General features: G+C 62.2%; 11 protein-coding genes. 1 reads left to right on the top strand and 10 read right to left on the bottom strand.

What is annotated here, in order from left to right; all coding sequences use genetic code 11:
• Nucleotides 1-207 precede the first annotated feature (207 nt).
• Genes ASC85_RS27895 through ASC85_RS27870 form a run of 6 tightly spaced genes read right to left on the bottom strand, consistent with a single transcriptional unit; the run spans nucleotide 208 to nucleotide 7,051 of the window.
• On the bottom strand, nucleotides 208-1,845 hold the full coding sequence (locus ASC85_RS27895) for a BatD family protein (RefSeq protein WP_057452210.1): 1,638 nt from the start codon (nucleotides 1,843-1,845) through the stop codon (nucleotides 208-210).
• Nucleotides 1,842-3,578 (bottom strand): VWA domain-containing protein, encoded by a 1,737-nt coding sequence (locus tag ASC85_RS27890; protein ID WP_057452209.1) that lies wholly within the window; start codon nucleotides 3,576-3,578, stop codon nucleotides 1,842-1,844. The genes ASC85_RS27895 and ASC85_RS27890 overlap by 4 nt, the downstream gene beginning before the upstream one ends.
• Nucleotides 3,575-4,654 (bottom strand): vWA domain-containing protein, encoded by a 1,080-nt coding sequence (locus ASC85_RS27885; RefSeq protein WP_057452208.1) that lies wholly within the window; start codon nucleotides 4,652-4,654, stop codon nucleotides 3,575-3,577. Before ASC85_RS27885 ends, ASC85_RS27890 begins: the two co-directional genes overlap by 4 nt.
• A complete protein-coding gene (locus tag ASC85_RS27880) occupies nucleotides 4,647-5,141 on the bottom strand; it encodes a DUF4381 domain-containing protein (RefSeq protein ID WP_057452207.1) in 495 nt (164 codons plus the stop codon). Before ASC85_RS27880 ends, ASC85_RS27885 begins: the two co-directional genes overlap by 8 nt.
• Nucleotides 5,138-6,082 carry a DUF58 domain-containing protein gene (locus tag ASC85_RS27875; RefSeq protein ID WP_057452206.1) on the bottom strand — a complete coding sequence of 315 codons (945 nt, stop codon included), beginning with the start codon at nucleotides 6,080-6,082 and terminating at the stop codon, nucleotides 5,138-5,140. Before ASC85_RS27875 ends, ASC85_RS27880 begins: the two co-directional genes overlap by 4 nt.
• Before the next feature lie 9 nt (nucleotides 6,083-6,091).
• Nucleotides 6,092-7,051 carry an AAA family ATPase gene (locus tag ASC85_RS27870; protein ID WP_003202654.1) on the bottom strand — a complete coding sequence of 320 codons (960 nt, stop codon included), beginning with the start codon at nucleotides 7,049-7,051 and terminating at the stop codon, nucleotides 6,092-6,094.
• Between the two features lie 531 nt (nucleotides 7,052-7,582).
• On the opposite strand from ASC85_RS27870, the gene ASC85_RS27865 reads away from it, so the two are divergent.
• Nucleotides 7,583-7,951, top strand: coding sequence for a DUF6124 family protein (locus ASC85_RS27865; protein WP_057452205.1), 369 nt, complete (start codon nucleotides 7,583-7,585; stop codon nucleotides 7,949-7,951).
• Nucleotides 7,952-8,401: 450 nt separating this feature from the next.
• Here the strand turns inward: ASC85_RS27865 and ASC85_RS27860 are convergent, their stop codons facing one another.
• From ASC85_RS27860 to ASC85_RS27845, 4 genes are all read right to left on the bottom strand, one after another.
• Nucleotides 8,402-10,117 carry an ATP-binding cassette domain-containing protein gene (locus ASC85_RS27860; protein ID WP_057452204.1) on the bottom strand — a complete coding sequence of 572 codons (1,716 nt, stop codon included), beginning with the start codon at nucleotides 10,115-10,117 and terminating at the stop codon, nucleotides 8,402-8,404.
• A gap of 340 nt (nucleotides 10,118-10,457) precedes the next feature.
• Nucleotides 10,458-11,435 carry a 2-hydroxyacid dehydrogenase gene (locus ASC85_RS27855; RefSeq protein WP_057452203.1) on the bottom strand — a complete coding sequence of 326 codons (978 nt, stop codon included), beginning with the start codon at nucleotides 11,433-11,435 and terminating at the stop codon, nucleotides 10,458-10,460.
• Nucleotides 11,436-11,450: 15 nt separating this feature from the next.
• Nucleotides 11,451-12,749, bottom strand: a complete 1,299-nt coding sequence (locus ASC85_RS27850; protein ID WP_057452202.1) for an MFS transporter — start codon at nucleotides 12,747-12,749, stop codon at nucleotides 11,451-11,453.
• Between the two features lie 56 nt (nucleotides 12,750-12,805).
• Nucleotides 12,806-13,816, bottom strand: coding sequence for a sugar kinase (locus tag ASC85_RS27845; protein WP_057452337.1), 1,011 nt, complete (start codon nucleotides 13,814-13,816; stop codon nucleotides 12,806-12,808).
• Nucleotides 13,817-14,302: the final 486 nt, after the last annotated feature.

The following is a 14,302-nucleotide window of genomic DNA, read 5'->3' as shown; positions in this document are numbered from 1 at the left end:
TACTGAGTGGATCGATACTTAACTGTGGCGAGGGGATTTAGCGAGATGTCGCACCGCGCCGCTGGGCTCTGTAGGAGCTGGCGAAGCCTGCGATCTCTTGATCTTGATCTTTCGCTCCGGACTCAAATGGCACTGGAAAGATCGCAGCCTCGTTGCACTCGGCAGCTCCTACAGGCCTGGCCAGGCTACACAGCAAAAAATTTAGGGTTATTTGGGGTAAAGCGGCGGCAACCCCGAATCACCCGCCGAGCCCAGCCCCCCTTCGGTGGGCGGGATGGTACGAATGGCCCGCCACAAGTCTTCGCCTTGCCAATGCTGGCCGGTCTCGCTGTAGAGCGCGCCGTTGAGGCCGTCCAGGGCGTCGGACAGCGGCACGAAACGCGCCGCCATGTCGGCCAGGGTTTCCGGCTGTTGGCGGGCCCAGGCGTCCAGAGCCTGGCGGGTGGCGTGGGGGTCGTTGGCCAGGCAGGTACGTTTGAGATCATCCAGCAGGGTGCGTGGGCTCGGTCCGGTCTGGGTCGCACGCAGGATCGCCGGTTGCCAGCGGGCGCGCCACCACAAGCCAAAGCCCAGCAGCGTGGTGCAGGCGAGGAGGAAGGTGCTCAGTTGCCAGTACCACAGGGCCTCGCTGTCGACCGTTGTCACGATCTGCGTCGTGCCGGCCGGCGTGTCCACCATCAGGCTTGGATTGTTTGCCACTTGCAGGGTCCGCGCCGGGAGGCTGGTGCGGTCCAGGTGGTCTTCCAGGGTGTTCCACCAGACCACTTCCACCGGTGGCAGCTCGATGGTCCCGCTGCGGTTGGGCACCAGGGCCTCGCGGTCTTCGCGGCTGCCCACCAGCCCGCGCTCGCTGTTGCGGCTGCTGAGTACCGGTTGGTCCGGATAGCGCCGCAGGCCATTGATCTCCGTGGCCGGCAGCGGTGGCAACTGGGCGCTGGCCAGGCCTTCGGCTTCCAGGGTCAGGCTGCGGGTCAGGGAATCGCCCACCTGGCTGTGGGTCGGTTCCGGGCTCCAGCTTTCACTCAAGGACAGGCTGCGTGCGGGCAGCCAGGGTACGTCGGCCGGATAACTGTCAGGCTTGGGCTTGACGCGCAGCGACAGTTGCGCGGAGCTTACCCGCATCAACTGGCCGGGCTTGGGGCCCGAAGGTACGGCGTCCTGGGCCACCGGCTCGACCAGGGTGGCACTGAATGTCTGGGCCGGAATCGTCAGTTCGCCGCTGCGTTGCGGGTAGATGCCGTAGCGCAGTTCGATCACGCCATGGCGGACATCGTTGATGACTTTTTCATAGGTGCGCGATTCGCCGAGTTGCTCGGTGCGGGCATCGGGGATGTGCAGCGGCGTGAGGCTGCTGTCGTCGTACAGCGACACCGAATGGTAGATGCGCAGGGTCAAGATCGCCTGGGCCTGAACATACACTTCGGTCTGGTCGAGGCTGGCCTCGATGAACACCGCTGCCAGGGGCTGCGAGGCGTTGCGGGTTTCGCTTTCGATCACTTGCAGGGTGATCGGCTGGCTGGTCACTTCGCCCAGTTGCAACGGCGGAATGATCACGGTGCCGCTTTGGCGCGGCAGCAGGGTCACGATCCAGCGGGTGGTGGCGCGGTTCTCACCGTCGAGGGTCGTCAACTGGTTGACCTGACGGGTACCGCGCACATCGAACAAGGCCTGGAGCGGGCCCAGGTCCGGTTTGCCGAACAACGTGGCGTCGTTGGATTCCAGGGTCAGCTCCACCGTTTCCCCGGAGTTCAGGCGGCTGCGGTCCACACTGGCCGTCAGCTGTGCAGCCTGGGTTCCAGAGGCCCAGAGCAGCAACACGAGGAGGTAGGCGGTGAAGCGGGTCATTGGGTTTTTTCCTGGGCCTGATGGCTTTGCTGTTCATACCAGAATTTACGCCTGAGCAGCTCCCCTGGATTATCCGGGATCTGGCGCAGCCATTGTTCCAGTGCCTGGCGCTGTTCTTCTTCATTGCGCTGACCTGCTGCGGGGCGCAGTGGCGGGGTAGTGGTCTGCTCATCGGGCAGTTCGCTGCCCGGTACATCCTGGGCGGCAGGCGGTTGTGCAGTCCGCGGGGGCTGGGACTGGTCCGATGTCGTGCTTGGCTCGTGGGAGGGCTGTCCCGGTTCGGAAGACTGGGTGGGTGAGTCGGCATCCGGCGATTGCTCGGCGGGGGCCGGTTCCTCGCTTTCGGCAGGCTTGGGTTCTTCCGGTACGGGCGCCGGCTCTTCCAACAAGCTTTCCACCAGGGCCTTGTTGGTCTGGGCGGGGCGCAGGTCGGGTTGCAACTCCAGGGCCTGCTCATAGGCATCCAGCGCGGCTTCCAGTTCGCCGCTCCTGGCCAGGGCGTTGCCACGATTGTAGTGCGCGCGGGCGTCATTGCCTTCGGCGAAGCGTCGGGCGGCTTCGCTGTATTGGCCGGCTTCGTACAGGGCGACGCCTTGCCACTGGCTGTCCTCGAAGTGGGCGGCGGCTTCGGCGGGACGCTTTTGCTTGAGCAAGTGCTGGCCCTGCTGGTCGGCCCGCAGCCACAGGTCCTGGAATTCGAAGGCGTGGCCAGTTTGCGGCAACATGAACAACAGTGGCAGGCAGAATAGCCAGCCTCGTCGTCCGGCACAGGCGGCCAGCAGCAACAGGGGCAGGAGCAGCCAATAGCCCTGGTCGGCCCAGGTGTCCAGGCGCAGCGTTTGTCCGTCGCTGCGCAGGTGGCGAGGCCCGTCCAACAGGCCCAGGCCGCGCAGGTCGCTGTCGTCCAGGCGCGCTGGCCGGTAGCGGCCGTCCAGATCGTTGGCAAAGGCCTTGAGGCCTGGGCTGTCCAAGCGTGGCAGCAGAATCGAACCCTGCGCATCCTTGAGGTAACTGCCGTCTTCCTGGGCCACCGGTGCGCCTTCGCGGGTTCCGATGCCGAGCATCAGCCATTGCGTGGCGGAACCGTCCAGGGCCTGGCGAATGCCTTGGCGTTCCTGCTCGTTCAGCGACGAACCGATCAGCAGGATCCGGCCATGGCCCAGTTCGCCCTGGTCCAGCAGGGTCAGTGCCTTGCGGACCGCCAGGTCGGCACGATGGCCGCTCTGCGGCATGATCGACGGCGCGAGGGCTTCGAGCAGGTTGGCGCTGGTGGACAGGTCGTCGGACAGCGGCACCAGCGTATGGGCGCTGCCGGCATAGACGATGATTGCGGTCTGGGCGTCGCTGCGGTTCTGCAACAGGTCCAGTACTTTGCGCCGGGCCTGTTCCAGGCGCGTGGGCGGGACGTCGGTGGCGAGCATTTCCGGGGTGAGTTCCAGCAGCACCACCAGCGGGTCGGCAGGTTTCTGGCTGGTCTGTTCGACCCGCGCCCAGCTCGGTCCCAGCAACGCCAGCACGATCAACAGCCAACCCAGGCCCAGGGCAATCCATGGTAGCCGACTTTCACGGCCACTGCCGCCACTGAGCAGCACAGCATGAAAGGCGGGAGGCAGGATCATCTGCCAGCGGCCCACGCGTTTCTGCCGGTGCCACAGTTGCCAGAGCAACCAGCCCAGCAGAGGCAGCAGCAACACGAACCAGGGGCGTAGCCAATGTGGCCAGAGGGCGATCATCGACGCCTCCGCAAGCGCAGGCGCTTGAGTCGTTGGCGCCACTCGGTGTGTTGGGCCGGCTGGAACAGCGGCTGGTTGAACAGGCGCTGCAACGGATTGTCCGGCCAGCGCGCCCGAGCCACCAGCAACATGCTCAACAGCAGCGCAACGGCCAGGGGCCAGTGATACAGCGCCAGGGCAGGACGAGCCTGGGTCGGTTGCTGGGTCACCGGCTCAAGCTGGTCGAGGGTGGTCTTGATCGCCAGTAATTGCGCGCCATCCTGGGCACGAAAATACTGGCCGCCGGTGGCTTGGGCGATTTCCTTGAGTGTCGGTTCGTCCAGGTCCAGGCTCGGGTTGACGCCGAGCAAACCCGTGGTGCCGCTTTGTTCCGGGTCGGCACCGATGCCGATCGGGTAGATTTTCACGCCTTCGTCGGCGGCCAGTCGCGCGGCGGTCAGGGGGTCGATTTCGCCGCCGTTGTTGGCGCCGTCGGTGACCAGGATCAACACGCGGCTGTGGGCCGGCCGCTGGCGCAGGCGTTTGAGGGCCAGGCCGATGGCGTCGCCGATGGCCGTATTCTTGCCGGCGATACCGATACGCGCCTCATCGAGCCAATGGCGCACGGTACGGCGGTCGAAGGTCAGCGGTGCCTGCAGATAGGCTTGGCTGCCGAACAGGATCAGGCCGACCCGGTCACCTTCGCGGCCTTCGAGAAAGTCCCCGAGCATGTGCTGGACCAGCGCAAGGCGACTGACCTCTTCGTCTTTCCATTGCATGTCGGGAAAGTCCATGGAACCCGAGACATCCACCGCCACCAGCAGGTCGCGACCGCTGGCGGCAATGGGCAATGGCTCGCCCAACCACTGCGGTCGGGCAGCGGCGATCAGCAACAGCAGCCAGAGCAGGATGAAGGGCGCCTGTTGCCGCCAGGTCGGCAGATTGGCCCGGGCTCGCCGACCCACCAGGCCTTCCAGGTCGCCAAGGAAACTGACCTTGAGCGCGGGCTCGCCGCTGTCGGCCGCCGGCAGCACCAGGCGCATCAGCCAAGGCAGCGGCAACAGGGCGAATACCCACGGCCAGGCGAACTCAAACATGTTTGCGAATCCAGATTTCGACCGCCTGGGTCAGGCCGGCGATGGCTTTGTCATCGAGCTTGCATTCGGGTTTGTAGGCGCCTTCCACCAGCACCATCCAGCGGGTCAGGCCGGCTGCAGGGCAGCGGTTATCCAGGAAAGCCAACCATTTGCGCCCGTTGAGGGTGTGGCTCTGGCTGTAGGGGTAATGGTTGCGACACAGGCGCTTGAGCAGCCCGTTGAGCTGCTGCAGCCAAGCCCCGGCCGGCGCCCCATCGTAGGGTTTGGGCAGCAGGGCGAGTTCGGCCAGCGCCGCCAGTCGCACCGGGTCCAGGGGTTGTTCGGTACGGGCGTCGGTGCGCTTGGCGGGAATGAACCGGCGCAACTGCCACAGGCCCAGGCCCAGCAAGGGGATCAACACCAGCAGCAACCACCAGCCCGGCGCGGGAGGCCAGAAACCGATAGGGGGCGGCGCCATCAGCGGCTGCAATTGATCCAGGTTGCTCATCGACTTTTCCCGGCCCGCTTGGGGTTCAGGTATTCACGCAATTGCTCGACCATGTCGCCCTGGGTGCTGAGGGGCATCATCAGGATTCGCAGCTTCTGCGCCAGTATTTCCCAGCGCTCCTGGCGCGCCTCGGCCTGGGCGCGATAGGCCTGGCGCAGTTCGAAGTTCAGGGTGTCGAGCTCCAACTGTGAAGAGTGTTGGGCGAAGCGCAGCAGGCCGGCGGCGGGCAGGGCGTGATCCAGCGGGTCCGACAGCGGCAGCAGCAACAGGTCGCAATGGCGCGACAGCAGGCTCAACTGCTGTTCGGCGCTGTCGGACAACGCACGCTCGTCGCAAATCACAATCGCCAGGCTACCGGGCCGTAGCACTTCCCGGGCCCGGCGCAGGGCGATGCCGAACGAGTCGCGATCCGGCTCGCCTTCGGTGTGCAGTGACTGATTGACCCGCACCAGCCGGTTGAGCAATTGCAACAGGCTCTGTTTGCTGCGCCGCGGCTTGACCTCGTAATGGGTGTTATTGCCGAACACCAGGCCGCCGACCCGATCGTTGTGTCCCAGCGCGGCCCAACCGATCAGGCTGGCGGCCTGGGCGGCAAGCACCGACTTGAACATCAGCCCAGAGCCGAAGAACAGCCGGTGGCTTTGCTCGATCATGATGAAGATCGGCCGCTCGCGTTCTTCGTGGAACAGTTTGGTGTGGGGCTCCTGGGTCCGGGCGGTGACGCGCCAGTCAATGGTGCGTACGTCGTCGCCGGCCTGGTAGACCCGCACCTGGTCGAAATCCACACCGCGTCCGCGCAGCTTGGAGTGGTGCAGGCCGATCAGCGGACTGCGCTGTCCCGGTGTCGAGAACAACTGCACCTCGCGCACACGATGGCGCATCTCGATCAGCTCCGAAAGGCTGACGCGGATGCCCGGTGCGGGCGCCAGTGGGTTATTCATGACTCATGCTCAAGCGACAGCGACGACGTCGAGAATCCGCTGCACGACCCGGTCCTGGTCGATGCCGGCGGCCTCGGCTTCGAACGACAGGATGATGCGATGGCGCAGCACGTCGAACAGCACGGCCTGGATATCTTCCGGGCTGACAAAGTCGCGTCCGGCCAGCCAGGCGTGGGCACGGGCGCAGCGGTCCAGGGCGATGGAGCCCCGCGGGCTGGCGCCGTAGGCGATCCATTCGGCCATTTCCGGATCGAACTTGGCCGGGTTACGGGTGGCCATGATCAGTTGCACCAGGTATTCCTCCACGGCGTCGGCCATGTACAACCCGAGGATTTCCTTGCGCGCGGAGAAAATCGCCTGCTGGCTCACGCGGCGTTCGGGCTTGGTCTCGCCGTTCAGCGCTTCACCCCGGGCCTGCTGCAGGATTCGGCGCTCCACCGCGGCATCGGGAAAGCCGATCTTGACGTGCATCAGGAACCGATCGAGCTGGGCTTCGGGCAGCGGGTAGGTGCCTTCCTGCTCGATCGGGTTCTGCGTGGCCATCACCAGGAACAGCGGCGACAGTTCATAGGTGCTGCGCCCAACGCTGACCTGGCGCTCGGCCATGGCTTCGAGCAAGGCCGACTGGACCTTGGCCGGGGCGCGGTTGATTTCGTCCGCCAGCACCAGGTTATGGAAAATCGGCCCTTGCTGGAACACGAAACTACCGGTTTCCGGACGGTAGATTTCCGTACCGGTGATGTCGGCGGGCAGCAGGTCGGGGGTGAACTGAATGCGATGGAATTGCGCTTCGACGCCTTCGGCCAGTTCCTTGATGGCCTTGGTCTTGGCCAGCCCCGGCGCGCCTTCCACCAGCATGTGGCCGTCGGCAAGCAGGGCGATGAGCAGGCGCTCGATGAGTTTTTCCTGGCCGAGAATCTGCGTTGAAAGAAAGGTTCGCAGCGCCAGCAGCGCTTCACGATGTTCCATCGGTGACTGTTCCTGGAAAGGGTGGCCCCAGGCGTTCGGATAACGCCGGGGCTGGGGGCGTTACTTTAATGCATGGTGGGGGGTGGCGACTAACGGGATTTTGATCGGCCGTGTGAATTGTGATCGGCTTGGAAACAATGTGGGGGTGAGCTTGCTCCCGCTTGAGTTGCAAAGCACGCACAAAATGGGGGGTGTTTATCCGGACGTAGGAGTGCTCTGGAACAGGCTACGTGGTCTTGCGCCATTGCCTACAACTGCGCCAGAATCCGCCGGCTTGTGCGCTTGGGAGGCAGGTTCTATCGTTTCCGGGTCGCTGATGAATCAGCGATCGGGTTTGGTAGCCCGGTTTTCTGGCGCAGGTGCAGCCTGATATAGGGGGCTTTTCGTCCTCTGTTTTATGGTGGTCATGCGCAGGGCGTCCTTGGACGCGCCGGGTTGCCAGGTAACCGGTCTACCAACCTTCGTATGGCTACCTCCCTTCGTTTGGTAGCGAGAGAGATGGCTCCAATTTTCTAATCTGGAGTTTCATCTATGTTCAAAGTAACCCCCAACCCACCGAACACCGATTCGTCCTCACCGCGCCCAAAAACCAAATCCCAAAAACACGACGAAGTCACCGACCGAGTCCTCGACCATTACCTAAACCCCAAACCGGACAAACCCGAAGCAGAACCTGCCCCCGGCCAACTCTTCACCGTCAACAAAGACATCGACACCGAAAGCTTGCTTGCCTACCTCAGCGAAACCCTGGCTTCGGCCAATGCCATGGCCAATGACCTGGCTTTCGACCTGGACGGTTCACGCCGGCATTTCCTCCTGGGCATTCAGCAACTGATCGAACTGGGCAGCCTGCTGGCGAACCGTGCACTGGACAACATCGAAAACCGTCAGCCGACATAACCCCGTGGCGAGGGAGCTTGCTCCCGCTGGGCTCTGTAGGAGCTGGCGAAGCCTGCGATCTTTTGATCTTAATCTTTCGCTCTCGACTCAATTGTCAGTGGAAAGATCGCAGCCTCGTTGCACTCGTCAGCTCCTACGGGCGCAACCCAGAGGGAGCAAGCTCTCATGGAACAAATTGCGGACGCTCCGCGTTCCGCTTCTGGAAGGTGACGCAGAGCGTCACGGGATGCATTCCCACGCAGAGCGTGGGAACGATCAAAAACAGATATCTCGTGGAAGTCGCTCTAGTTCCCTGCGCGACAGCGCAGCGTCGAAGACGCGGCGGGGACTCCCTCGCCACAAGGGACTTGTGGCACTCCTTAAATCCTGGACAAACCGCAAAACCTTGGGAGCGAGCCTGCTCCGGCGGCGATCCGACGATGACGGCAGCAGATCCAGCACCATGTTTCGCTAGTTCTGCATCCGAATCTCATCCACCAGCAGCCTGATGGCTGGCCTGTCGATCAGATCCCGCCACGGGCCATCCTCCACGATTGCCCCGCCATGCATCACAATAACCCGGTCAAACCGATGCAGGTGGTCAACGTCATGGGTGACACATATCAACCCCTGCCCGGCAAAAACGTCGAATAACAGGTCCCAAAGAGGCGTGGTCAGCCTAGGTTCGATGGATGCGCTTGGCTCGTCGAACATATTGAATTTTCCGGGCTTGTTGATCAGACGCAGCAGTGATAGGCGTTTGGCTTCGCCTCCGGAGATATTCGATGCATTTTCGCTGACCTGTCGTGTTGTCACGATCTCATCCAGTTCCAATTGCCGTATCGCTCTAGACAAAATCGGCGATGCGCTGCCTCCGAACAGAACCGATTGTTCAAAAGAGCCTTCCAGAAACCGCGGTTGTTGCGGGCAGTATCTCAAGGCGTCCAAGTGAGCTTGACCGGACAAAAGTGAGACCGGTACCGAGTCGATACTCAGTTGGTCTCGCTTTGATGCATCAAGCCCGGCGAGGACTTCCAGAAAAGTGGTTTTGCCTGCGCCGCTAGGCCCCGTAACGGCCACTGACTGCCCTTGAGCAAATGCCAGGGGGCGCTTGATCGACAGGCGAAGCGGTCCCGTTCCTGCGACTTCGCAGGGGCCGAGTTCCAGAACTGAGGACCGCTGGAAATCAACCCACGCCAGCCGATTGCTGCGATCGAAATCCGGAAGGGATAGCAGGCCCTGAAATTGACGCTGGTCTGCAAGGAACTGATCAAGAACACGATACCCTTCAGTCAACGTTGAAATACTGAGCAGATAACTCCCCGCGATTGAAAAAATGGCAACCAACTGCCCGACACTGATACTGGGCTGACTCGAAAGCTGGTCCAGGACGCCCCAATAGAGCAATCCCCCAGTGGAAAGGCTTACGAACAGTATCCTGGCGGCGCTCAGCAGGCCGCCAGAGGATGCCGTAGTCACAGCAGCGTCGGCATAACGTCCGAACGCCGCGTTCAACGGGTGCAGGGCAGTGGGTATGGCACTTTCCAGTTTTATGTTTTTTCCCGCGTTGAGGGTGTTGTAGAGGTGGGCACTTAACTCATCTTCCAGTTCATTGACTGCATCGATGTGCTTTCTCCGCCATTTGATAATTTGATGGGTGGCAGCCAGATAGATAATTCCGAACGCCGTCATGCTCAAAAAAATCTCACCGCCACCTATGTAAATAAAAGCAGCCCCAACAACTATGAATTCCAAGAGTACGGGAAGCGCAATGGTCACAATGAAAGTGAGTAGTTGTTCGTGCGCAGTAATGCCGCGCTCGATCGATTTGATGAAATGGCCGATTCTCCAAGAGTTGAATAACGAAAACTCTTTGCCTATGAGTTCGGTGATCCACTCAATGGAAGCGTTCATGATAATGCTCTGTACCAGCTTGGACAGCGCATGGAGCTGCAGAGGAGTGATGATGGCATGAATGCATCCCGCGACAATCAGGCCTGTCGTCAGTGCGAGCAGGGTGCTGGATGCTGGGTTTCTGTCGCCTTGCAGGGTGTCGATGATGGTTCCGAGTAACAGTGGAGGGGCAAGTGTGATGAGCTTGAGTGCGATGATTGTCGCGACGGTTAATATTAGAAGCGACGTATATTTTTCGCATGCGGTTCTGATAAGTGTTTGTATAGATAGCATGCGATCGTCCGTGTGAAGTTGCGTTTTAGGTATTGACTGGCATGTTGGCGGTGCCGAAGGGGCGCGCGTATTAGGTTATATGAATAGCAGTAGAGTTCTGGATGAGCTAGAGCGCAACATCCGACGTTGACGTAGGGGGGGTCCTGACAATCGGTAAGACGTATCTGAAGGAAAGTCTGCCGCAGATTTTTATGCACATTTGTTAGGGCAGGATTGGTAGGTGGTTAACTTAAGGCGGTCCACACACCCTGAAAGTAGGCCGTATTTTTTCGGCTAACCCATTGTGGCGAGGGGAGCAAGCTCCCTCGCCACAGAAGCGCTGCTGTGCTCGGATGATTGCTCAGCCTACCCACGCCCCCGCATTCACCAGATTCACCGGCCGCTCCCCCGCCAATGCAATCAGCAAATTGTCCACCGCACAACGTGCCATCGCCTCCCGTGTCTCGCAGGTGGCCGAGCCCATGTGCGGCGTCGCGACCACGTTGTCCATCTGCAATAGCGGCGAATCCGCACTCAAGGGTTCGCGCTCGAACACATCCAGCCCCGCGCCTCGGATCTGCTTGTTGCGCAGGGCGTCGATCAGCGCGGCTTCATCCACCACTTTTCCCCGGGAGATATTGATGAAGATGCTCTCGGGACGCATCTGCGCGAACGCTTGTGCATCGATCAGTCCTTGGGTCTCAGCGGTCAAAGGCAGGGTCAGGCAAATGAAGTCCGCCTGCTGCAACAGTGTGTCGAGGCTGCAATAGCGCGCGCCGAACCGCTGCTCGACCGCGGGCTTGGGCGATTGGCTGTGGTAGAGCACCGGCATGCCGAAGCCGAAGTGCCCGCGCTGGGCCAAGGCTTCGCCAATGCGGCCCATGCCGATGATGCCCAGGGTCTTGCCATGGACGTCGGTGCCGAAATGCCGCGGGCCGATGCTCTGTTGCCACTCGCCTGCGCGAACCAGGTTGGCCAGCTCCACCACGCGGCGGGCGGTCGCGAGGATCAAGGCGAACCCAGTGTCGGCGGTGGTTTCGGTCAGCACGTCGGGGGTATTGCTGAGCAGGATCCGGCGTTCGGTCAGGTAATCGATGTCGTAGTTGTCGACCCCCACCGAGACGCTGGCGATGGCTTGCAGGTTCGGCGCCAGGTCCAGCAGCGCCGCATCCAGCTTGAGGCTGGCGCCCAGCAGGCCATGGGCGGCGGGGAGGGCATCGCGCAGTTGCGCCAGGCCCTGGGCGTCGAGGTGCTCGATGAGCGTGACGTGGGCCTGGTCTTGCAGACGGGCCATCAATTGAGGGGACAGCGCTTTGTACAACACCACGTGTTTTTTCATGGGATGGGTCTCGATTCAGGAACGGGCGGGCGCCGGGTGTGGCGTCGCGGTATTGGAGACTTCCCGGTCGCTGGCGCCGGGCTTGAGGGCGAGGGTCAGTACCACCGACAGCAGCAACGCGCCGCTCATCAGCAGGAAGGACATGCCGGGAGAGCCGGTGGTGCCGTTGAGGTAGCCCACCAGGTACGAGCCGCCGAACGAACCCAGCGCGCCCATGCTGTTGATCAACGCCATGGCGCCGCCGGCGACATTGGCCGGGAGGATTTCCGGAACGATGGCAAAGAACGGACCGTACGGCGCGTACATGCAAGCGCCGGCGACCACCAGCAAGCCATAGGACCACCAGAAATGCTCGGCCCCCAGCAGGTAGGAGGCGTAGAACGCGACGGAGGCGATCAGCAGGGGCGGCCAGACAAAACGCTTGCGCTTCTGCGCCTTGTCCGATGCCCAGGACACCACCAGCATGCCGATCACCGCCGCCAGGTAAGGCAATGACGATAACCACCCGGCCTCGACCATGTTCATCTGCAGGCCGGCCTTGAGGATCGACGGCAACCACAGCACAAACCCGTAGACCCCGATGCTCCAGCAGAAAAACTGCAGCGCCAGGATGATCACCTTGGGCGAGCGGAAGGCCTCAGCGTAGTTCTTCACTGCCTTGATGCCGACCTGTTCGGCCGCCAAGGCGCTTTCCAGATCGTGTTTTTCCTGGTCGCTGAGCCATTTGGCCTGGGCCGGGCGATCATCGGCCAGGCGCCACCAGATAAAGGCCCAGAGCACCGCCGGCAGGCCTTCGATGATGAACATCCAGCGCCAGTCGAACTGCTGCACCAGGTAACCCGACACCACCGACATCCAGAGCATGGTCACCGGGTTGCCAAGGATCAGGAAGGTATTGGCGCGCGAGCGTTCGGCCCGGGTGAACCAGTGGCACAGGTACACCAGCATCGCCGGCATCACGGCGGCCTCGACCACCCCGAGCATGAAGCGGATCACGATCAACCAGTAGGCGTTGGAGACCACGCCCGTCAGGGTGGCCAGCGAGCCCCAGAGGATCAGGCTGACGAAGATCAGCTTCTTCACGCTGTGCTTTTGCGCGTAGATCGCCCCCGGTACCTGGAAGAAAAAGTAACCGAGGAAAAACAGTGCACCGAGCAATGACGACAGTCCCGGAGTGATCATCAGGTCTTCGGCCATGCCCGAGGCGGCGGCAAATCCGTAGTTGGCCCGGTCCAGGTAGGCCAGGCTGTAGGTGATGAACACGATGGGCATGATGTACCACCAGCGGCGGGTGGCGAGGTTGAGCGTTTGCATGTCGTTGACTCCTGAGCTTGTTGTTTTTGTTGCAGCAGGTGTGTTTTTCGGTGGTTTCAATCGCGAGCAGGCTCGCTCCCACATGGGATTGCGTTGTACCTGTGGGAGCGAGCCTGCTCGCGATTGGCGTCATTAAATTCAGCCAATAACTCAAGGCGGGTCGGCAACCCTTCCATGTCCCCACGGCTCTGCACTGCGCGGCTGCCGATCCAGTTGGCGCGCTGTACGGCCTCGGTGATGGCGCGGCCTTCGAGCAACGCACTGATCAGGCCGACGGCGAAGCCATCGCCGGCGCCCACGGTGTCCACCACCCGGGCTACCGGCACGCCGGCGATAACGCCCTGGTCCAGATGCGTGCGGTAATAGGCACCGTCCGCGCCGAGCTTGATCACGACGATTTCGGCGCCTTGATCCAGATAGAACGCGGCGATGTCGGCCGGGTCGTCGAAACCGGTCAGCAGCCGACCTTCGCCGAGCCCTGGCAAGACCCAGTGGGCAAGGGCGGCGAGGCGATTGATTTCAGTAATCATCATCGACTCGCTGGTCCACAGGCTTGGCCTCAGGTTGGGGTCGAACGACAGGCTGCGGCCGGCCTCACGCATACGGGTCATCAATTCAAAGGACATCTCGCGGGCCGTGACCGACAACGCCGGGACGATGCCGGTGGCGTGCAAGTGACGGGCTTCAAGCAGCGATGGCGCGATGGAATCGATCGATAGATGACTGGCCGCCGAGCTACGACGGAAATACTCGACCTGCGGGTCGCTGCCATCGTCGGTGCGGGACTTGAACTGAAAGCCGGTGGGGTGCGTTGGATCGACCGCCATGTGGCGACAATCCAGGCCTTCGTTTTCCAGCGTCTGCACCACGAAACGTCCCAGGGAATCGGCCCCGACCCGGCTCAGCCAGGCCACCTTGAAGCCCAGCCGTGACAGGCCGATGGCCACGTTGCTGTCGGCCCCGGCGATGCGCTTGTGGAACTGGTCGGCGCTGGCCAGGTCACCGCGCTGGTCAGCCACCAGCATTGCCATGGTTTCGCCGAACGACAACACATCGAACTCAGGCATGGGAGGCTCCCGGCGCGATTGTCCGAGACGGGACAGCGTGGCGACATGTCCAGCGGTCAACTGCAGCAAGTCATCGCCCTGCAATGGGTATTCGGCGGCGCGCATTACACCGACGGGCATGTACTTGAGCAGTTGCTCCCACAGGTGCAGGTCAGCCATGGCCGGAGGTACGGCGACCAGTTTGCCGTCGGCGCGCTGGGCCACTGCCTTGCAATGCACATAAGCCACATACCGCCCGAGCTGTTGGGCGGCGACGGCGGCCGATTGGTCCTGCCATTGCCAATTGCCGATGTCGAAGGTCATGCCGACGGGCAACGCGTGCGCTTGTGCTGCGGTGAAGAAACGTTGCAACGGTTCGATCCGTCCGCCTTGCAAGGTCTGGTCGTTTTCCACCAGCAACTGCACCGGGCTTGCGCCTAGCACATCGGCCAGTGCCGACAGATCATGGGAGTCGGTGAAGTGCCCGAGGGAGACTTTCAGCCATGC

This window comes from Pseudomonas sp. Root401, assembly GCF_001425105.1.
GTDB classification, from domain to species: Bacteria; Pseudomonadota; Gammaproteobacteria; order Pseudomonadales; family Pseudomonadaceae; genus Aquipseudomonas; species Aquipseudomonas brassicacearum.
The sequence above is the reverse complement of the archived record's forward strand: the minus strand, read 5'-3'. Positions and strand labels throughout refer to the sequence as shown.